At 71.0% G+C, this 19,312-nt stretch carries 19 protein-coding genes; 9 read left to right on the forward strand and 10 right to left on the reverse strand.

The annotated features are described in order from the left end of the window. Positions 1-114 precede the first annotated feature (114 nt). Both ABEA33_RS13200 and ABEA33_RS13205 read right to left on the reverse strand, forming a co-directional pair. Positions 115-792 carry a response regulator gene (locus tag ABEA33_RS13200; RefSeq protein ID WP_345527246.1) on the reverse strand — a complete coding sequence of 226 codons (678 nt, stop codon included), beginning with the start codon at positions 790-792 and terminating at the stop codon, positions 115-117. Then, a complete protein-coding gene (locus ABEA33_RS13205; RefSeq protein ID WP_345527247.1) occupies positions 789-1,937 on the reverse strand; it encodes a sensor histidine kinase in 1,149 nt (382 codons plus the stop codon). Before ABEA33_RS13205 ends, ABEA33_RS13200 begins: the two co-directional genes overlap by 4 nt. Positions 1,938-2,058: 121 nt before the next feature. Here ABEA33_RS13205 and phoU point away from each other — a divergent pair, with 121 nt between their 5' ends. Beyond that, positions 2,059-2,715, forward strand: coding sequence for a phosphate signaling complex protein PhoU (gene phoU, locus ABEA33_RS13210; protein ID WP_345527248.1), 657 nt, complete (start codon positions 2,059-2,061; stop codon positions 2,713-2,715). A 96-nt stretch (positions 2,716-2,811) separates the two neighbouring features. On the opposite strand, the gene ABEA33_RS13215 is transcribed toward phoU, so the two are convergent. The 3 genes from ABEA33_RS13215 to ABEA33_RS13225 form a co-directional block, all read right to left on the reverse strand. Next, a complete protein-coding gene (locus ABEA33_RS13215) occupies positions 2,812-3,555 on the reverse strand; it encodes a phosphoglyceromutase (protein WP_345527249.1) in 744 nt (247 codons plus the stop codon). Beyond that, the gene (locus ABEA33_RS13220) at positions 3,555-4,112 is read right to left on the reverse strand and encodes a hypothetical protein (RefSeq protein ID WP_345527250.1); all 558 of its coding nucleotides are present in this window, start codon (positions 4,110-4,112) and stop codon (positions 3,555-3,557) included. Before ABEA33_RS13220 ends, ABEA33_RS13215 begins: the two co-directional genes overlap by 1 nt. A 63-nt stretch (positions 4,113-4,175) precedes the next feature. Next, positions 4,176-5,141 (reverse strand): UbiA family prenyltransferase, encoded by a 966-nt coding sequence (locus ABEA33_RS13225; RefSeq protein ID WP_345527251.1) that lies wholly within the window; start codon positions 5,139-5,141, stop codon positions 4,176-4,178. Between the two features lie 223 nt (positions 5,142-5,364). Here ABEA33_RS13225 and ABEA33_RS13230 point away from each other — a divergent pair, with 223 nt between their 5' ends. Both ABEA33_RS13230 and ABEA33_RS13235 read left to right on the forward strand, forming a co-directional pair. Beyond that, positions 5,365-5,850, forward strand: coding sequence for a CarD family transcriptional regulator (locus tag ABEA33_RS13230; protein ID WP_056151458.1), 486 nt, complete (start codon positions 5,365-5,367; stop codon positions 5,848-5,850). A gap of 66 nt (positions 5,851-5,916) precedes the next feature. Next, the gene (locus ABEA33_RS13235; RefSeq protein ID WP_345527254.1) at positions 5,917-6,501 is read left to right on the forward strand and encodes a 2-C-methyl-D-erythritol 4-phosphate cytidylyltransferase; all 585 of its coding nucleotides are present in this window, start codon (positions 5,917-5,919) and stop codon (positions 6,499-6,501) included. On the opposite strand, the gene ABEA33_RS13240 is transcribed toward ABEA33_RS13235, so the two are convergent. Next, positions 6,458-7,129, reverse strand: coding sequence for an IspD/TarI family cytidylyltransferase (locus ABEA33_RS13240; RefSeq protein WP_345527256.1), 672 nt, complete (start codon positions 7,127-7,129; stop codon positions 6,458-6,460). The genes ABEA33_RS13235 and ABEA33_RS13240 overlap by 44 nt on opposite strands. 109 nt (positions 7,130-7,238) lie before the next feature. Here ABEA33_RS13240 and nirD point away from each other — a divergent pair, with 109 nt between their 5' ends. Next, complete coding sequence (gene nirD / locus ABEA33_RS13245) at positions 7,239-7,604, forward strand: nitrite reductase small subunit NirD (protein ID WP_345527257.1); 366 nt, start codon at positions 7,239-7,241, stop codon at positions 7,602-7,604. 267 nt (positions 7,605-7,871) lie between these two features. Here the strand turns inward: nirD and ispF are convergent, their stop codons facing one another. Next, complete coding sequence (gene ispF, locus ABEA33_RS13250; protein WP_345527258.1) at positions 7,872-8,345, reverse strand: 2-C-methyl-D-erythritol 2,4-cyclodiphosphate synthase; 474 nt, start codon at positions 8,343-8,345, stop codon at positions 7,872-7,874. Positions 8,346-8,377: 32 nt separating this feature from the next. On the opposite strand from ispF, the gene ABEA33_RS13255 reads away from it, so the two are divergent. The 5 genes from ABEA33_RS13255 (at position 8,378) to ABEA33_RS13275 (ending at position 15,398) form a co-directional block, all read left to right on the forward strand. Then, on the forward strand, positions 8,378-9,949 hold the full coding sequence (locus ABEA33_RS13255) for a molybdopterin-dependent oxidoreductase (protein ID WP_345527260.1): 1,572 nt from the start codon (positions 8,378-8,380) through the stop codon (positions 9,947-9,949). Further along, a complete protein-coding gene (locus tag ABEA33_RS13260) occupies positions 9,942-10,721 on the forward strand; it encodes an SDR family NAD(P)-dependent oxidoreductase (protein WP_345527262.1) in 780 nt (259 codons plus the stop codon). The genes ABEA33_RS13255 and ABEA33_RS13260 overlap by 8 nt, the downstream gene beginning before the upstream one ends. Before the next feature lie 815 nt (positions 10,722-11,536). Beyond that, positions 11,537-12,928, forward strand: coding sequence for a cysteine--tRNA ligase (gene cysS / locus ABEA33_RS13265; protein ID WP_345527263.1), 1,392 nt, complete (start codon positions 11,537-11,539; stop codon positions 12,926-12,928). Next, positions 12,928-13,878 (forward strand): 23S rRNA (guanosine(2251)-2'-O)-methyltransferase RlmB, encoded by a 951-nt coding sequence (gene rlmB, locus ABEA33_RS13270; protein ID WP_345527264.1) that lies wholly within the window; start codon positions 12,928-12,930, stop codon positions 13,876-13,878. Before cysS ends, rlmB begins: the two co-directional genes overlap by 1 nt. An 11-nt stretch (positions 13,879-13,889) precedes the next feature. Continuing rightward, complete coding sequence (locus tag ABEA33_RS13275; RefSeq protein ID WP_345527265.1) at positions 13,890-15,398, forward strand: metallophosphoesterase; 1,509 nt, start codon at positions 13,890-13,892, stop codon at positions 15,396-15,398. A 75-nt stretch (positions 15,399-15,473) separates the two neighbouring features. On the opposite strand, the gene ABEA33_RS13280 is transcribed toward ABEA33_RS13275, so the two are convergent. The 3 genes from ABEA33_RS13280 to soxR form a co-directional block, all read right to left on the reverse strand. Next, complete coding sequence (locus tag ABEA33_RS13280; RefSeq protein ID WP_345527266.1) at positions 15,474-16,682, reverse strand: DUF4032 domain-containing protein; 1,209 nt, start codon at positions 16,680-16,682, stop codon at positions 15,474-15,476. A gap of 239 nt (positions 16,683-16,921) precedes the next feature. Then, positions 16,922-18,748, reverse strand: a complete 1,827-nt coding sequence (locus ABEA33_RS13285) for an alpha-amylase family glycosyl hydrolase (protein WP_345527267.1) — start codon at positions 18,746-18,748, stop codon at positions 16,922-16,924. Beyond that, the gene (gene soxR / locus ABEA33_RS13290; RefSeq protein WP_345527268.1) at positions 18,745-19,194 is read right to left on the reverse strand and encodes a redox-sensitive transcriptional activator SoxR; all 450 of its coding nucleotides are present in this window, start codon (positions 19,192-19,194) and stop codon (positions 18,745-18,747) included. The genes ABEA33_RS13285 and soxR overlap by 4 nt, the downstream gene beginning before the upstream one ends. Positions 19,195-19,312: the final 118 nt, after the last annotated feature.

The following is a 19,312-nucleotide window of genomic DNA, read 5'->3' on the forward strand; positions in this document are numbered from 1 at the left end:
AGGGACGCCCACCGACGCCTGACACGCGGTTTTCGGACGTGGTTGACCGATCCGCTGCCAGGTCGGGGCCGTGGAAGGTGAGCTCTGTCGGTCGACCGACAAGACTCACGGCCGTCAGAGGTCCAGCTTGTAGCCCAGACCGCGAACGGTGACGAGGTACTTCGGCTCGCCCGGATCAGGCTCGATCTTCGCGCGCAGCCGCTTCACGTGGACGTCGAGGGTCTTCGTGTCGCCGACGTAGTCGGAGCCCCAGACGCGGTCGATGAGCTGACCGCGGGTGAGGACCCGGCCGGGGTTGCGCAGGAACATCTCCAGCAGCTCGAACTCCTTGAGAGGGAGACGCTGAGCCGACCCGTCGACGGTGACGACGTGGCGTTCGACGTCCATCCGCACGGGGCCGGCCTCGAGTGTCGGGGGTGCCAGGTCGGGCTCCTGCCCGCGGCGGAGTACGGCGCGGATCCTGGCCACCAGCTCGCGCGGGGAGTAGGGCTTCGTGACGTAGTCGTCGGCGCCGAGCTCGAGCCCGACGACCTTGTCGACCTCGTCGTCCTTCGCGCTGACCATGATCACCGGGACGCTGGACGTCTGCCGGATCTGGCGGCACACCTCGGTGCCGGGGATGCCGGGCAGCATCAGGTCGAGGAGCACGATGTCGGCCCCGTTGCGGTCGAACTCCACGAGCGCGGCGTTCCCGTCCGCGGCGATCGCGACCTCGAAGCCTTCCTTGCGCAACATGTAGGCGAGCGCCTCGCTGTAGCTCTCTTCGTCCTCTACGACGAGTACGCGAGTCACCGGTCTGCCTCCTGGCTCTCCCTGAGGGAGCTGTAGCGGGGGAGGGTCAGGGTGAACGTAGACCCTTGGCCCTCTACTGACCACACGTTGACGTCCCCGCCGTGCGACGCGGCCACGTGCTTGACGATGGACAGGCCGAGGCCGGTGCCACCGGTGGAGCGGTGCCGGGCCGGGTCGACCCGGTAGAACCGCTCGAAGATCCGGTCGATCTCGTCGTTCGGGATGCCGATGCCCTGGTCGACCACCGAGATCGAGACATTGTGCTCGTCGACCTTCGTCGAGACCACCACCGTCGAGCCCGACTCGGAGTACGACACGGCGTTGGCGACCAGGTTGGCGACCGCGGCGGTGAGCTGCTCGTTGTTGCCCAGCACCTCGACGCCGCGTACGCCGCTGGTGACCACCGCGATGTGCTTGGAGACCGCGTCGATCGCGCTGGTGTCGACGGCGATCTCGATCGCCGCGTCGATCGAGACCGGGACCGGCGCCTCGAGCGGGTCGTCGCCCTGCAGCCGGGACAGCTCGATGACCTGCTGCACCAGCCGCGAGAGACGCTCGCTCTCGATGAGCATCCGGTTGGAGAAGCGCTTGACCGCTTCGGGGTCGTCGGCGGCGTCGTGCACGGCCTCGGCGAGCAGCCGGATCGCGCCGACGGGCGTCTTCAGCTCGTGGCTGACGTTGCCGACGAAGTCGCGACGGACGGCCTCGACCCGGCGTTCGCGGGTGCGGTCCTCCACCAGTGCCAGGACCAGCCGCGCGCCGAGCGGCGCGACCCGGGCGGTCACGTGCCGGGCCGGCACACCGGGGCGCGCCATCACCAGCTCGGTCTCGCGGATCTGCCCGTCGCGGCGTACCTGCTGGACCAGCAACGCGAGCTCGGACGAGACCAGCTCGTGCCCGCGGACCAGCCCCATGGCGTACGCCGGGGCCGACGCCTTGAGCACGGTGTCGCTGTCATCGACGACGACGGCGCTGCTCTTGAGGACCGAGAGGACGGTGGCGACGCCGGCCGGTACGACGGGCTCGTCCGTCGGCACGTTCGCGTTGTGCTGTTGGCGGTCGCTGATGTGCCACGCCAGCACGGCTCCGCCAGCGACGACGGCGCCGATGACCGCGGCCAGAAACGCCTGCGTCGTCGCATCCACGTTGTCAATCGTACGAGGGAATTCAGCGGGAGTTCGCCCACGAGGCCTGGGCTTCCGAACGTTCACCCCTCGTTCACGTCACAACCCCGGCTGGACACCTACGATGCTTAGGGTCTGTGCCATGCGAGAGGCATTCCACGAACAGCTCGACGGTATCTTCCACGACCTGGCCGACATCTGCGGCAGCGTCGAGTCCGCCGTCCGGCTCGCGACCGAGTCACTGCTCAGCGGCGACGCCGACATCGCCGAGCAGGTGATCAGCGCGGACGTCGACATCGACCGGGCCCGTGAACGTGTGGAGGACTCGGCGTTCCTGCTGCTGTCGCTGCAGCAGCCGGTCGCCAGTGACCTGCGCACGGTCGTCGCCGCCCTGCGGATGGTGAGCGAGCTCGAGCGGATGGGCGACCTGTCGGTCCACGTCGCGAAGATCGCGCGGCTCCGGGTGCCCAACCTGGCCGTGCCCGCCGCCGTACAGCCGATCATCGAACGGATGGCCGCGGTCGCCGAGGACATGGTCTGCCGGGTCTCGAAGATCATCACCGACCGCAACGTCGACGACGCCCTGGCCCTCGTGCACGCTGACGAGGAGATGGACCAGCTGCGCCGCCAGAGCTTCGCCGAGCTGCTCTCCACCGACTGGAGCCACGGTGTCGAGGCTGCGGTCGACGTGGCCCTCCTGGGTCGCTACTACGAGCGGATCGCCGACCACGCCGTCTCGGTCGCCAACCGGGTCGTCTTCGTCGTCACCGGCGAGAACCCGCGCTCCGTCGACGGCTGAGGTCGAGCCACCGCGGCGGCATACCCACGGACGATCTGGTCGTTCTGAGGACCTTGGAACGACCAGATCGTCCGTGGGTATCGCTCCGTGCGCCCCTCAGCGACCCTGGTTCGCGACGGCAGCAGCGGCGGCGGCGGCGGCCTCGGGGTCGAGGTAGCGGCCACCCTTGACCGTCGGCTGGAGCGACTCGTCGAGCTCGTAGACCAGCGGCATGCCGGTGGGGATGTTGAGCCCGGCGATGTCCTCGTCGCTGATCCCGTCGAGGTGCTTCACGAGCGCACGCAGGCTGTTGCCGTGGGCGGCGACCAGCACGGTCTGGCCGGCCTGCAGATCGGGCACGATCGCGGACTCCCAGTAGGGCAGGAACCGGACGATGACGTCCTTGAGGCACTCGGTGCGGGGCAGGTCGGCGCCGAGGTCGGCGTACTGCGGCAGGCCGGCCTGGGAGAACTCGCTGTCGTCGTCGAGCGGCGGCGGCGGTACGTCGAACGAGCGACGCCAGAGCATGAACTGCTCCTCGCCGTACGCGTCCAGCGTCTCCTTCTTGTTCTTGCCCTGCAGCGCTCCGTAGTGGCGCTCGTTGAGCCGCCACGAGCGACGCACCGGGATCCAGTGGCGGTCCGCGCCGTCGAGCGCGGTGGCGGCCGTGTTGATCGCCCGGCGCAGCAGGGAGGTGTGCACGACGTCGGGGAGTACGCCGGCGTCGCGCAGCAGCTCGCCGGCGCGCACACCTTCGGCGCGACCCTTGTCGTTGAGCGGGACGTCGACCCACCCGGTGAAGAGGTTCTTGGCGTTCCACTCGCTCTCGCCGTGGCGGAGCAGGACGAGCGTGTACGTCATCAGTGCTCGACTTCGCTCGCCTCGGGCACGCACTCCTCAGCGGGGGTGCCCGTCTCCGCCGTCGCGTCGAGGCCGGCGTACTCGTAGCAGTCGGCGACCGACGGGACGTCGAGCGTGGTGGACGTGCCGTCGCCGAAGGTGAACTCGAGCGTCATGAACTGACCGGTCGTGAAGTCGCCCTCGACCGTGATCGGGGCGTCGGCGGTGGGGCTGTCGTCGCCGGCGAGGTTGACGTAGGCACCGGGCGCGATCTCGATCGGGTCGAAGTCACCGATCGTGAGCGCCGTGTCGTCGCCGGCACCGGCGATCGCAGTGACCGTCGCCGAGTCCTTCTCGCTGTTGTTGGAGAACGTCGTGATCAGCGTGCCGGAGCCGTCCTCGGCGCTGACGACGACGGCGCTCAGCACGTCGACGTCGCCGTCCTGGTCGTTGGTGCCGGCGCCCGGCGTGTAGGGCCGATCGGTCGCGTAGTTGAAGCCGCAGGACGAGAGCACCGGGGCGGCGAGGAGGAGCGCTCCCGCGGCGGTGAGCAGGCGAGCGGAACGGCGAAGCTGCATCTTCAGAGCCTTCACGTGTGGCGACGACGGGTGCGGGTTCAGCCTAGCGGTCGCCGACCCGGCCTACTGACTGAGGCCGACCGCATTGCCGACGAGGAGCAGTCCGACCAGCGTGAGCGCGGTCCAGGCCAGGGCGACGACCAGCAGCCGGGTGGCGCCGATCTTGAGGGCGATCCGCAGTGGCAGGTGCCGGATGCCGTCCTCGTGGTCGGCCACCAGCCCGGGCAACGCGCACAGGAAGTGCACGCCGACGCCGAGCAGTGCGGCGAGCACCACCATGGCGATCTCGGGCGGGTTGCCGGTCGTCTGGCCGCCCCAGCCGCCGTACGACAGGAAGCCGGGATAGAGCGCGTACGCCGCCGCCCAGGTCAGCCAGGAGAACCAGCCCTGGCGCAGGACGACGTTGCCCATCAGCCCGAGGCCCACGGACGCCAGGTAGAAGCAGCCCGCGGTCACCCCGTTGGTGACCGCGAGCGGGACCAGCAGGAGCAAGCCGCAGCTCAGGGCGAACCAGGCGGTGGCCGGGTCGAGGTAGCCGTCCGCGATCGGCTTGCCGCTCGGCAGCCGCTGCGCGTCGCGTCGGCGGTCGACCAGGTCGTTGTGCCAGCCGAGCACCGCCTGACCGACCAGGACGGTCGCGAACACCAGCCCGACTTCGCGGCCGGGCCTGCCGGCGAGCGCGGCGGCTGCGGCGAGCCCGACAGCGGTGAGCACCGCCTGGCGCGGGTGCGCGGCGCGGAGGAGGAGGATCGGGGTGGCGTGGGCGAGGGTACGACGCCGCTCGCGGCCGGTGGTAGGTGCCGGCTCGTCTGGTGGTGGCTTCGCGGCCTCGACGGTGGTCGTGTCCGTGGTCTTGCCCGCGAGCTTGCCCGTGAGCTCCGCCGTGGCACCCCGGACAGGATCCTCGGACGGCCTCTCGGCAGATTTCTCTGCCTGCTTCTCGGGGGCGGTGGTCGTGGTGGTGGAACCGGTACCGGCGACGTTCTGCTCGGCCGGCTCCGTCCTCCGTCGACGAAGGCGGGGCGACATACCTCGCAGTATCAACCAGGCGTCCCGTGGGTATGCCTCTTCCGGGCCGACAACTGTCGGCTGGATGCCGGACGCAGTGTCGGCAGGCCCGTGCGCAGCGGGTCCGCCACCACACGGACTGCGGTTCTGTCAAGCCCGGATTGTGCCCCTGACCTGCGCAAACGATGAAGAGGTCTCAGGGAGGGCGTGTTAGAATCCTCACCTAGGAAGGGGTACTTCACATATGACTTTCACCGTCGGCGAAACGGTTGTTTACCCGAATCACGGGGCCGCGATCATCGAGGACATCGAGATGCGGACCATCAAGGGAGAGGACCGGGAGTACCTCGTACTCCGGATCGTCGCCCAGCAGGACCTGGTAGTGCGAGTCCCCGCCTGCAACCTCGACCTGGTCGGGGTGCGGGACGTGGTCGACAAGGACGGTCTCGATCGGGTGTTCGACATCCTCCGCGCCGCTCACGTCGAGGAGCCGACCAACTGGTCGCGTCGTTACAAGGCCAACCTCGAGAAGCTGCACAGCGGCGACGTGATGAAGGTGTCGGAGGTCGTCCGCGACCTGTGGCGCCGGGAGCGCGACCGCGGTCTGTCGGCCGGCGAGAAGCGGATGCTCGCCAAGGCCCGTCAGATCCTGGTGTCGGAGCTCGCGCTCGCTGAGCACACCAACGAGGACAAGGCCGAGGCCCTGCTCGACGAGGTCCTCGCCTCCTGAGCACCGCATGACCCTCAGCAAGGCCCCCGGTTCGCTGGGGGCCTTGCTGCGTCTAGGGTCGAGAACATGTACGACGACGAGCTGTCACCCGCGCTCGGCACGGTGCTGGACGACGACCGCGGGCACCTGCCGTACGCGCTGATCCACGGCGAGGGCCTGGTCGCGGCGGCCGCGTGGGCCCTGGGCGAGGCCGGGGTGACCCCGGTCGACCACGGTACGGCGTGGGCGGGGCTGGTCGACGCGGACGAGCCGTTCGTGCTGCACGACCCGCTGTGCCCGATGACGCCGCCGGCGTTCATCGCCGAGTGTGTCGAGCGTGCCGCCGCACGGGGCTGCGTGGTCGTCGGCGTACGCCCGGTGACGGACACGGTGAAGGTCGTCGCGGACGGCGTCGTCGGCGAGACCGTGGACCGCGAGGCGCTGGTCACGGTTGCCTCGCCCATCGTGCTACCCGCCGGTGTGGTGGCCTCCCTCACCGGGCTCCCGAGCACCGACTTCGTCGAGCTCGTCGCCGCCCTGCGACGCCGCTACCCGGTCGAGCTGGTCGAGGCGCCGCCCACGGCCCGCCGGGTCGGCTCGCTCGAGGACGTGCGGGTGCTGGAGGCGCTCACGCGAGTCGCAGCGCCAGGTCCAGGTCCTCGGGAAACGTGATCTTGAGGTTGCCGGGGGTGCTCGGGACGGCCGCGACCGGAAGGTCCGAGTAGCGGGCCCAACAGGCGGCGGTGTCGGTGCCCTCGAAGCCCTCCGCGGCGGCGGCGGTGTAGGCCGCGACCAGGTCCACGGCGCGGAACGCCTGCGGGGTCTGGACGCCGTCCAGCTCGGGCGGCAGGTCCCGGCCGTCGCGAGCGAGCAGGCCGAGCAGCGGTACGACGGGGATCGCGCCGCCGCTCTCGCGAGCGGCCGCGATCGTCGCCGCGAAGAGCTCTCGGCCGGCGAGCGGCCGGGCGCCGTCGTGGATCGCGACCACGTCCACGTCGCCCGCCTCGATCTCGGGGCCGAGTGCACGCAGCGCGGCCCACTCCGAGGCGTGCCGAGTCTCCCCTCCCTCGACCAGGCCGATCTCGCCGTCGCCGAGGTACGGCGCCAGCGCGGCGGCCACCTCGTCCCGCTCACCCGGGCGGACCACGACCAGCACGCGCCGTACGTCGTCCAGCGCCGACGCGTCCCGGACCGACCACGCCAGCACCGGCCGGTCGCCGAGCGGGAGCAAGACCTTGTTGGAGCCGGCTCCGACGCGTGAACCGGTCCCGGCGGCGAGGATCACGACGGCGGCGGGCACCCGGCGAGGCTACTCCGCGATCCGTGGAGTGTTTTCACGGCTGTTACACGACGAAACAGATGCTTGACGCGTCACCTCTACGTTCGGGGGACCAGGAAGGGGCTCTCGGATGACGCCTGTGGCTGACCAGCGTGCGGAGGAGTGGCAGCCCGTCTGCCGCATCGTCGAACTCGCTGTCGAGCGCGGTGCGACGGCGTTGGTGCACGGCCAGGCGATCGCGATCTTCCGCACCCAGGACGACCAGGTCTACGCGCTCGGCAACCACGACCCGTTCGCCAAGGCCTCGGTGCTCGCGAAGGGCATCGTCGGCACCCGCGACGGTGTGCCCTTCGTAGCATCGCCCTCCCACAAGCACGCCTTCGACCTGCGCAGCGGCCGCTGCCTCGACGACCACCACGTCTCCGTCCCGGCGTACGACGTCCGCGTGGTCGAGGGCGTGGTGCTGATCGGGCACCGGAAGGTGGTCGCGGCCTGACGCTGGTCGAGCAGCGAGCGCCAGCGAGTCTCGTCGGGCCCCCGCCGGGCGGCGGTGAGCAGGCAACTGTTCGTGGCAGTATCGACGGCGGAAATGGTTGCTGGCTCACCGCTCCATCACCCCGGACTGCTTGACGTGCCGCCCTAGGCCGGCGGCGCGGCCCGCGAAGGTCTCGCGCAGCGACACGACGAACGGGACCGGACCCGACGATCTGCTTCGGCTTCCGGATTTCGAGGCGGGCCTGGCGGCCCTCCTCAACCACCGGAGCTAGTAGACGAGCGCCGTCGCGATCGCGGCCACGCCCTCGCCGCGGCCGGTGAGGCCGAGCCCGTCGGTGGTGGTGGCGGAGATCGTGACCGGCGCGCCGACGGCGACGGAGAGCGCGTCCTGAGCCTCGGCCCGGCGCGGGCCGAGACGTGGCCGGCTGCCGATCACCTGGATCGCGACGTTGCCGATCGAGAAGCCGGCGGCCCGCACCCGGGCGGCGGTCTCGGCCAGGAGGGCGCACCCGGAGGCGCCGGCCCACTGCGGCTCCGCCGTACCGAAGTTGGATCCGAGGTCGCCGAGGCCGGCTGCGGAGAGCAGGGCGTCGCAGGCGGCGTGGGCGGCGACGTCGGCGTCGGAGTGGCCCTCCAGGCCCTGTGGCTCGTCGGGCCAGGCGAGTCCGGCGAGGTGCAGGGGGACGCCGTCGACGAGGCGGTGCACGTCGGTGCCGATGCCGACGCGAGGGAGTTGGTCCACGCGACGATCATGCCTGAGACAGAATCATCCGAGTGAGGAGCTCGCGAGGTCGTTGGTCGGTGGCCGGTCTGGTCGCCGGGTTTGCCGGCCTTGCCGCCAGCTATTGCGTCGCGATGGTGATGACGACGCGGGACTCGCCGGTCACCGCCGTGGCCGAGCTGGTGACCCGGCTGACCCCCGGGCCGGTCGTCGAGCGGGCCATCCGGATCCTCGGCCATCACGACAAGCAGTTCCTGCTGCTGATGATCCTGCTGCTGTCCGGGGTCGTCTTCGCCTGGGCAGGCCGGCTCGCGCGCCGGTCGTGGTGGGCGCCGACGATCGTCTTCGCCGTCCTCGGTGTCGTGGGCGGCATCGCCGTCTGGCTGCAGCGGGGGTCGGGCGCGATCGACATCCTGCCGATCGGGGTCGGGTTCGCGACCTGGCTGGTCTGCCTGTCGCTGCTCACCGAGCCCCTGCGCCTGCACGAGCGGGCGCTGACCGCGGCCGCTGAGGTGCCCGAGCAGCCCGGGATCCCGGCGCGGGCCGACCACACGCGTCGTACGTTCCTGCTCCGCGCCGGCATCATCGTCGCCGGGACCACCGTCGTCGGCACCGTGGGCCGCGTGGTCGGACGCGGTCGCCGGCACGTCGAGGAGGCGCGGCGGCTGCTACGGCTCCCGGGTGTGACCGGGCCACATGTCCCGGACGGCGTCCGGGTGGGCCTGGAGGGGGTGACCCCGTGGGCGACGCCGGCGCGCGACTTCTACCGGATCGACACCGCGTTCGTGGTGCCCACGATCGACCCCACGGACTGGCAGTTGCGGATCCACGGCATGGTCGACCGCGAGATCGTGCTGACCTACCAGCAGCTGATCGACCGCCAGGTCACCCAGGCGTGGGTGACCCTCAACTGCGTGTCCAACCCGGTCGGCGGTGACCTGATCGGCAACGCGTGGTGGAGCGGCGTGCGCATCGCCGACCTGCTTGCCGCGGCCGGGGTCCAGCCGGGTGCGGACGCCGTGCTGCAGACGTCCGACGACGGCTGGACCTGCGGTACGCCGATCGGCGCGCTCACCGACCAGCGCGACGCGATGCTCGCCTTCGCGATGAACGGTCGACCGCTGCCAATCGACCACGGCTTCCCGGTGCGCACGATCGTGCCGGGGCTCTACGGCTACGTGTCCGCGTGCAAGTGGGTCGTCGAGATGAAGGTGACCCGCTTCGCCGACATCGAGGCCTACTGGACGAGCAAGGGCTGGTCGGAGCTCGGCCCCGTGAAGATCTCCTCCCGCATCGACGTCCCCGGCGACGGCGGTGAGGTGCTCGCCTCGGGTGGCCGGGTCGGCGGCATGGCGTGGTCGCAGCACACCGGCATCTCGGCGGTGGAGGTCTCCGTCGACGACGGACCGTGGCAGCCCGCCGACATCGGTGGCGTGCCGAGCACGGACACCTGGGTGCAGTGGGCGGCGACGATCGACGTCGAGCCGGGCGACCACACCCTCGCCGTACGCGCGACCGACGCAGACGGCCAGGTGCAGACCGGCGAGGAGCAGGACGTCCTGCCCGATGGCGCGACCGGCTGGCACACGATCGACTTCAAGGCGACGGAGACGACGGATGAGTGACTTCGGTGGGCGCACAGGGGTGGCGCTGGTCATCGGCGGGAGCGGTGGCCTCGGGCTGGCGATCACCAGGATGCTGGCCAGCCGCGGCTCCGATGTCGCGATGACCTTCCGGTCCAACCCCGACGCGGCCGCGGCCGCCGTCGAGACGAGTCGCGAGTGGGGCGTGCACGCGTCGTCGTACGCCCTCGACCTGGGTTCGCCGACCGTCGCCGACGACGCCGCCCGCGTCGTCGAGGAGGTGGCGGCAGCGCTAGGCGGCATCCACACGCTCGTGTACGCCGCCGGCCCGCACGTGCCGATGACCCACCTCTCCGCCGTCGAGCCCGCGGCGATGGCGACGCAGCTCGCCGTGGACGCGGCCGGGTTCTTCGCCGTGGTCGCACCGTCGCTGCCGCACCTGCGTGCCAGCGAGGGCTCGATCGTGGCGGTCACGACGGCGGCGACCGCTCGCTTCCCGGTGCGCGACGGGCTCTCGTCCGCGCCGAAGGCCGCGGTCGAGGCGATGGTGCGCGCGTTGGCCGCCGAGGAGGGCCGGTACGGCGTACGCGTCAACGCCGTCGGCCCCGGCATGCTGACCGACGGCATGGCCGCTCGCCTGATCGACTCCGGGGACCTGTCCGACGGGGCCCTCGTGATCACCCGTCGCAACATCCCGATGCGCCGCTTCGGCACCGCCAACGACATCGCCGAAGCGGTCTGCTTCCTGGCCTCCGACCGGGCTGGCTTCGTCTCCGGGCAGAAGCTCGACGTGGATGGTGGCTACGGCGTCTGAGTAGAAGCGAGCGCCGGTGCCTGTCGTCCAAGTTGGCTGTTGCGCGCCGCAAGCGTCGTCGCGAGGGTTGGTAGGCGACCTCGGAGGAGGTGACGACCATGAGCTACCGCCAGCGCCGCGTCCTCTCGCCGGCCGCCGAGTCAACGGATCGCCTGTGGGTGATCGGGGACCCACGAGCGCCCCTGGCCGAGAGCGTTCCTAGGTCGATCCCGCAGACCAGTACGTCACCATCGACGAGCGAGTCGGGGGAGTTGTCGGTGTCGTGGCAGCCGACTGGCCGATGATCGATGAGGGCGGCTCTGGTTCGAAGGAGAGATCTCGTGGCGTGGTTCGATGAAGCCGAGCTGCAGTCGACCGTCGACCGATGGCGAGACGCGGCCGACCAGCTCCGCCGCCCGTTGCGGATCGGCGACACCTTCTGGGTCCGCGGATACAGCCCGTCATCGGCCGAAGGCTGGGCAGACCTGCGCGACGTCACGATCCACGCCCGGGCCATGGCCAAGGCCGGCGTCGCGCTGGTGGCTCGGGCTGCGCCGGTTCTTCCGCCCCGTCGAGCTGACCGTCCTCTCTCCGGCTCGCGCCGTGTTCACCGCGGCGGCCTTGGGCGGTCAGGCGAACTGGGCGACCAACGCAGGCTCCGCCAGGCACCGCTGCAGCCAACGCCGACGCGGGGTCGCTGGCGCTGATCACGCGGGGTCGGCGTCGCCAGCTCTGGCGGTTCGGTGACGCAGCTGATCAACGCGTCGATCTCACCCAGGGCCGCCGGTGGTCTTGACGATGAGGGGCGCTCGCGCCGACATCCCTAGACTGATCGGGTGACCTTCAGGCTCTATGACACCGCGACCCGCGAAGTCCGTGACTTCGTTCCCCTCCGGGAGGGGAAGGCGGGTCTCTACGTGTGTGGTCTGACCGTGCAGTCCGAGCCGCACGTGGGGCACGTCCGGTCGGCCGTGAACTTCGACGTGCTGCAGCGCTGGCTGCGCCACCTCGGGTACGACGTGAGCTTCATCCGCAACGTCACCGACATCGACGACAAGATCCTCACCAAGGCCGAGGCCCAGGGTCGACCCTGGTACAATCTCGCCTACGCCATGAAGATCGAGCTCGACAAGGCGTACGCCGCGCTCAACGTCACCCCGCCGACGTACGAGCCGGCGGCCACTGGGCACATCCCCGAGATGGTCGAGCTGATCGACCTGCTGATCGAGCGCGGGCACGCGTACGCCGCGGCGGACGACTCGGGCGACGTCTACTTCGACGTCCGCTCCTGGGCGCCGTACGGCGAGCTCACCCACCAGGGCATCGACGACATGGAGGCCGCCGAGGACGCCGACCCCCGGGGCAAGCGAGACCCGCGGGACTTCGCTCTCTGGAAGGGCCGCAAGGACTCGGAGCCCGACACGGCGTCGTGGCCGAGCCCGTGGGGACGTGGCCGTCCCGGCTGGCACATCGAGTGCTCGGCGATGGCCGGCAAGTACCTCGGCGAGGCCTTCGACATCCACGGCGGCGGTGTCGACCTGCGCTTCCCGCACCACGAGAACGAGCAGGCCCAGTCCCGAGCGGCCGGCCACGCGTTCGCGTCGTACTGGATGCACAACGCCTGGATCACCACCGCCGGCGAGAAGATGAGCAAGTCGCTCGGCAACACCCTGTCGATCCCGTCGGTGCTGCAGCGGGTCCGCGGCATCGAGCTGCGGTTCTACATGGTGGCCGCGCACTACCGCAGCCATGTGGAGTTCAGCTTCGAGGCGCTCGACGAGTCCGCCGTGGGCTTCCGGCGCATCGAGAGCTTCCTCGCCCGGGTCGGCGACGTCGCGCCTGGCGAGCTGCCGCAGGCCTTCATCGACGCGATGAACGACGACCTCGGCACCCCCGCTGCCGTGGCGGTCCTGTACGACGCCGTCCGTGACGGCAACCGCGACCCGGCCGTCGCCCGCGAGCAGGCCGCTGCGGTCGTCGCGATGCTCGACGTGCTCGGCCTCAACCCCGCCGACCCCGCCTGGGGTCCGGCGTCCAGCAACGACCAGCAGCTGACCGACGCCGTGGACGTGCTCGTCCGCGGCCTGCTCGAGCAGCGCGCCCAGGCGCGAGCGAGCAAGGACTTCGCCGCCGCCGACATGATCCGCGACCAGATCAAGGCCGCCGGGATCGAGATCACGGACACCCCCGACGGCCCGACGTGGTCACTGGAAGCAGGAACGAAGTAATGGCTGGCAATTCGCAGCGCAAGGGCTCCATCAAGAAGTCCGGCAAGGGCAATCCCACCGCCGGCTCCGGCGGTCGCGTCAAGCGCGGCCTAGAGGGCCGCGGCCCGACGCCGAAGGCGAAGGACCGTGAGTACCACAAGGCCTACAAGGCGGCCAACAAGGTCGACAGGTCCGCGGCCGCCCGGCCGAAGAAGCGCCGCACCGGCAGCACCGACGCCGAGTGGATCGCGGGCCGCAACTCCGTCGTCGAGGCACTGCGCGAGGGCGTGCCGATCAACGGCGTGTACGTCGCCGAGGGTGCCGAGCGCGACGGTCGCCTGCGTGAGGCGTTCGCCCTGGCCGCCGACCGCGGCATCAGCCTGCTCGAGGTGACCCGCAACGAGCTCGACCGGATGACCTCAGGCGCCGTCCACCAGGGCCTCGCCGCGCGCATCCCGTCGTACGAGTACGCCCACGCCGACGACCTCCTCGACGCGGCCGCGGCCAACGGCGAGCAGCCGCTCATCGTGGCCCTGGACTCGGTCACCGACCCCCGCAACCTCGGCGCGATCGTCCGCAGCGCGGCCGGTTTCGGCGCCCACGGCGTCGTCATCCCCGAGCGTCGCGCGGCCGGCATGACCGCCTCCGCCTGGAAGACCAGCGCCGGTGCCGCGGCCCGGATCCCGGTCGCGCAGACGGTCAACCTGGTGCGCCAGCTCAAGGCCTACCAGGACGCCGGCTGCATGGTGATCGGCCTGGCCGCCGACGGTGACGTCAGCCTGCCCGACCTCGAGCTGGCCGACGGCCCGCTGGTCGTCGTGGTCGGCTCGGAGGGCAACGGCCTCGGCCGCCTCGTCGCCGAGACCTGCGACCAGCTCGTCTCGATCCCGATGGCCAACCAGCTCGAGTCCCTCAACGCGGGTGTCGCCGCGTCGGTCGTGCTCTTCGCGATCTCCGAGGCGCGCCGCTGACCGTGCCGTCGGTGGGGCGACGTGTCACCCAGGTCCTGGCGTACGCCGGGGCCTGGTTGGTGTGCGCGGCTGCGGTCACGGCGGTGCTGTTCTTCTCGGGGACCCGCTCGATCGAGCTGGCCAGCCATGACGCGGTCGTGCATCCGACGCTGACGGGTGCAGCGGTCCTCGAGACCGGCCCGGTCCTGCCCGACGTACGGATCAAGGGCACCGGCTTGCTCGGCGTCGACATCCGGCTGCAGAAGACCGACGCCGCGTCCACGGACGAGCTGGTCCGTCGCTACGGCTACATCGCCGGCCAGCCGGAGGGCCAGATCGCCAAGGTGGGCGACGCCGTCGCGGACATGCTCGGCGACGCCGCCCTGCGAGGTGCGGTCGCCGGTCTCGTCCCGATCGCCGTCTGGCTGCTCGTCGGTCGCACCCGACGGCGCGAGCTGGCCTCCCGGATCGGGCTGCCGCAGGTGCTCGTCGGAGTCGGAGTCGTGGTCGTGCTCGGCGTCGCGGTGTGGCAGCCCTGGACGACCGAGGGTGAGCCGGTCGCGGCCGGCGACGAGTGGGTGTCGCTGCAGGACTTCCTCGGCCCGCAGGTGCCGCTGCCGGACGGCCTCGAGGACGTCGAGGTGCGCGGCGACGTGACCACCGCCCAGACGCGGCGGCTGATCGAGAGCGCCGTCGACACCTATGACAAGAGCAAGGTCTTCTACGCCGAGGCCGCCGCCGAGGCAGTGAACCTCGACCTGCGCCAGCCCGACGAGGGCGACACCGTCGTCGCGTTCGTGTCCGACCGGCACGACAACATCGGGATGGACCCGGTCGCGCGCGCCGTTGCCGACGCCGCCGGCGCGACCGCCGTGTACGACGGCGGTGACGACACGTCGTCCGGCAAGAGCTGGGAGGCGTTCTCCCTCGACTCCGTCTCCGAGGCGTTCGACGGGTTCGATCGCTGGGCCGTCGCCGGCAACCACGACCAGGGCTCCTTCGTGCACGACTACCTCGGTCGTCACGGGTGGACGATGCTCGACGGTCAGGTGGTCGAAGGTCCGGGCGGTACGACGCTGCTCGGCGTCGACGACCCGCGCTCCAGCGGGCTCGGCTCGTGGCGCGACGAGACCGGTCTGAGCTTCGCCGAGGTCGAGCAGCGTCTCGCCGACGCCGCGTGCGACAGCGACGTCCGGGTGACGACGATCCTCGTGCACGACGCGAACCTCGGCCGCGAGGCCCTCGCTCGCGGCTGCACCGACCTGGTCCTCGGGGGTCACGTGCACGTCCGCTCCGGGCCGACCCGCGTCGACGGCCCCGGGGGCGAGACCGGCTACACCTACACGACCGGGACGACCGGCGGGGCGGCGTACGCCATCGCGATCGGCAGCAAGCCGCGCCGGGCCGCCGACATCAGCCTGGTGACCTACCGGGACGGACGACCGGCCGGCCTGCAGTGGGTGACCGTCCAGCCCAACGGCACCTTCCAGGTCGGGACGTACGCCGAGCTGCGCTACCCGGAGACCGAGCCGACGGACTGACCGCTGCGCGCCTCCTGAAGAGCGGGTCGTCCGCTTCTCGGCTAGCCAGGGGTGCTTCTCAAGCGGACGACCCGACTATTCGTCGTCTGCGGTGAGGACCTCGTCGGGCTTCTTCGTCAGCACCGTCTCCATGTAGTCACGTGCGGTGTCGAGCAGGTCGACCTCATGGCCGGCGCGCTCGGACAGGTACCACCGGTGCACCAGGATCTCGTGGAAGATCTCCGCCGGTTCGAGCTTGCCGCGCCCCTCGGGCGGGATCATCGCCACTATGGGCTCGTAGGCCTGGTTGAGCCACTTCGCGGCGACCAGGGACCGGTCCTCGCGGCCGAGGTCGAAGTGGGCGGTGAACGCCGCGATGTCGTTGAGCATCCGGCGCGCCTGGGCGTCCTGGACGTGCAGCCCGGTCAGGGCCTGCAGCTCGCGCTGGTGGTGACCGAGCTCGACGACCTTCGGCTGGATGCGGATCTTCTCCCCGTCCCAGTCGGTGACGATGTCGATCTCGTCGACGTCGAAACCGAGGTCGTTGAGCCGTTCCACGCGCTGCTCGATGCGCCACATCTCGTGGGTGGCGAACTCCTCGGCCTCCGTCAGCTCCGACCAGAGCGCGTCGTACCTCTCACGCAGCATCTCGACGATGTCGAGGGCCTGTACCTCGTGGTCGAGGGAGTCGCTGGCCTGGAGATCGAGCAGCTCAGCGAAGACGTTCTCGCTGGCGATGGTGATGTCGTGCTCGCGCAGGCGGTCGGACAGGGTCGACTTGAGCTCGCCGGTCTCGGCGTCGACGAGGTACGCCGCGAAGCCGCCTGCGTCGCGGCGGAAGAGGACGTTGGAGAGCGACACGTCGCCCCAGTAGAAGTCGGCCAGGTGCAGCCGCACCAGCAGCACCACCATGGCGTCGATGAGCGACGGCAGGTTGTCGGCGGTGAGGCCGTGCGAGAAGAGGCTGCGGTAGGGCAGCGAGAACTGCAGGTGCTGGGTGAGCAGCGCCGCCGGCAGGTCCTCGCCGTGCTCGTCGACGCGGCCCGTCACCACGCCCTGCGCGACGACGGCGGGCAGCCCCATCCGCTGGAGGTCGCGCAGGAGGCGGTACTCCCGGAACGCGATCGGCTCCTGGGTCTCCTTGACGGCGTAGGTGTTGCCGCCGAGCCGGATGATCCGGACGACGTGGCGCGACAGGCCGCGGGGGAGCGGCACGACGTGCTCGGTCCACTCCTCCAGCGGCGTCGACCACGGCAGTCCCAGCAGTGCCGGGTCCGGCCGGTTCGCGACGATGCGGAGCGCCATACCCGCCAGGCTAATGCTCCGTGCCGCCCCCGACGGCGGTGAGCAGGCAACCGTTTGCTCGGGCCGAAGGGTTGCTGACTCACCGCTGGGCGGCGGATGGCGCGGTGGCGGTGAGTGGCACGGTGGCGGTGAGTGGCACGGTGGCGGTGAGTGGCACGGTGGCGGTGAGTGGGCAACCGTTCCGGGGAGGCATTCGGTTGCTGGCACACCGCTGCCGGGGTCGCTGCTGGGCGGGCCTGCTAGAGCCTCCAGACCGAGAACGACGGCCCGTCGCTCGCCGGCAGCGTGACGACGCCGTCGGCCTCGACCAGGTCGGCACCGGTGCCGAGCAGCAGGGACCCGTCGGCGAAGCCCAGGGGCCCGGCCTCGAGGGCGATCGCACGGCCCGCCGTACGACGGGCCGCGACCAGGACCGACCCGGCGGGGTGCTCGCGGAGGTAGACGAGGGTGTCGTCGTCGACGTGCGCCCAGCGCAGCCCGCCACGACGGAGCGCCTCGTGCTCGCCGCGCAGCCGCGCCAGCCCGGCGTACGTCGCCAGAGCGTCGTCGTCCCACTTGTCCGGGTCGCCCCAGGGGAAGGGGCGCCGCGAGTCCTCGCCGTTGACGCCCTCCAGGCCGATCTCGTCGCCGGCGAAGAGCATCGGGACGCCGGGCATCGTGAACTGCAGCCCGGCCGCCACGCGGTGGACGGCGCCGGACCCGGTCACCGTGCGGATCCGGGCGCTGTCGTGGGAACCGAGGATGTTCCAGGAGCAGGTGGTCGCCCGCCAGCCGTAGCGGCCCTGCCACTCGCGGATGCTGCGGACCATGGCGTCGCCGGGTCGGCGCGGCACCGGCACCGGCCGCCCGAACGCCCGCGCGGGCGACTCCGGGTCGCGCAGCCACGACCAGACCGGCCAGGAGAAGCCGGAGTAGTTCATCGTGCCGTGCCAGCCGTCCCCGTCGACGTCGGCCGACGCATCGTGGTTGTGCTCGCCGATCACGAAGGCGTCCGGGCGCTCGGCCTCGGCGGTGCGCCGTACCAACCGCGCGATCTCGTGGTTGACGTCGATCGAGCCCAGGCGGCCGGTCATGTTGGCGACGTCGACCCGCCAGCCGTCGAGGTCGTACGGCGGACGCAGCCAGCGCGCCACGACCGAGTCGGGCCCGTCGACCATCGCCGCACGCAGGGCAGGATCGGCGTGGTTGAGCTTCGGCAGCGTGCCGTGGCCCATCCAGCACTCGTAGGCGCCGTTGGGGAGGAAGTAGTAGAACGACCGCGCCGGAGCGCCCTCGACGTCGCGCGCTGCGACGAACCACTCGTGGGTGTCGCCGGTGTGGTTGGTGGTCAGGTCGCCGAGGATCCGCCACCCGCGCTCGTGCACGGCGGTGGCCAGCCGGACGTACGCCGCGTCGCCGCCCAGCAGCGGGTCCACCTCATCGAAGGTCGAGGCGTTGTAGCGGTGGTTGCTCTCGCCGGGGAAGACGGGCGTCGTGTAGACGACGCTGACGCCGATGTCGGCGAGGTGGTCGAGGTGCTCGGTGATGCCGTCGAGGTCGCCGCCGTAGAACTGGGCCGGGGTGCGTGGGTCGAAGCCCTCGAAGACGACCGCGTCATCCCACTCCGCAGGCACTGCCCAGGCCGGGGTCTCGCGCTCGTCGGCGGCGGTCGAGCGGGCGAACCGATCGGGGAACACCTGGTAGACGACGGCGTCGCGGGCCCAGTCCGGGGGTGCCTTGTGGGAGCTGAGCCGGAAGTCGAACGCGTCCGGTGGGTCGTGCTCGACGACCCCGACCGCGCTCAGCCACCGCTGCTCGCCCGCTCCGTCCAGCAGGAATCGGTAGTTGGTGACGGGGTTGTGCACCGGCAGCGAACCCTCCCACCACGTGGCGTGCTCGTCGCGCGAGGCGACGGTGCAGGGGTGGTACGTCGGCTCGGCGTCGTACGTCGTGCGGACCCACACCTGCTCGACGGGGTCGGCCGCATCGGTGCGCAGCCTGACGGTCACGGTCGAGCCGGGCGCGGGCGCCTCGTCGGAGACGTACGTCGGGGAGCCGTCGTGGTGCGGCTCGCGAAGAGAGGTCATGGGGTCCTTCGTCCGTGGGGCTCGAGGAACACCGCGCCGGGTCCCCATTGCGCGGCCTCGTCACCGGGGTTGGTGAGCGCGCAGGTCTTGAGGCTCAGGCAGCCGCAGCCGATGCAGCCGTCGAGACGATCACGCAGGCGTTCGATCCGCTCGATCTGCTCATCGAGACGAGGCCGCCAGGCCTTGCTCAGCCGGTGCCAGTCGGACTTGGTGGGTGCGCGGCCGTCGGGGAGGGTCGCCAGCGCCTCGCCGATCTCGTCGAGGCTGAGCCCGACGCGCTGCGCCGTACGGATGAAGGCGACCCGGCGCAGCGTCGACTGCTCGTAGCGTCGCTGGTTGCCCGTCGTACGCACCGAGGTGATCAGGCCCCTCGACTCGTAGAAGCGGATCGCGGACGTCGCCACGCCCGCCCTCTCGGCGAGGTGGCCGATCGTCACGTGGGTCATGGAGCAAGCGTTGCGGGACTTCAAGCATTGTTCAAGTTTCGGGGTAGTCCCTGACGGAATGGTGCGCCCGTCTCCTCGGGACCAGCCACTTCGCCAGGGACTACCCCGATAGAACGTG

The organism is Nocardioides endophyticus (assembly GCF_039543845.1).
In the GTDB taxonomy this organism is placed as follows: domain Bacteria; phylum Actinomycetota; class Actinomycetes; order Propionibacteriales; family Nocardioidaceae; genus Nocardioides; species Nocardioides endophyticus.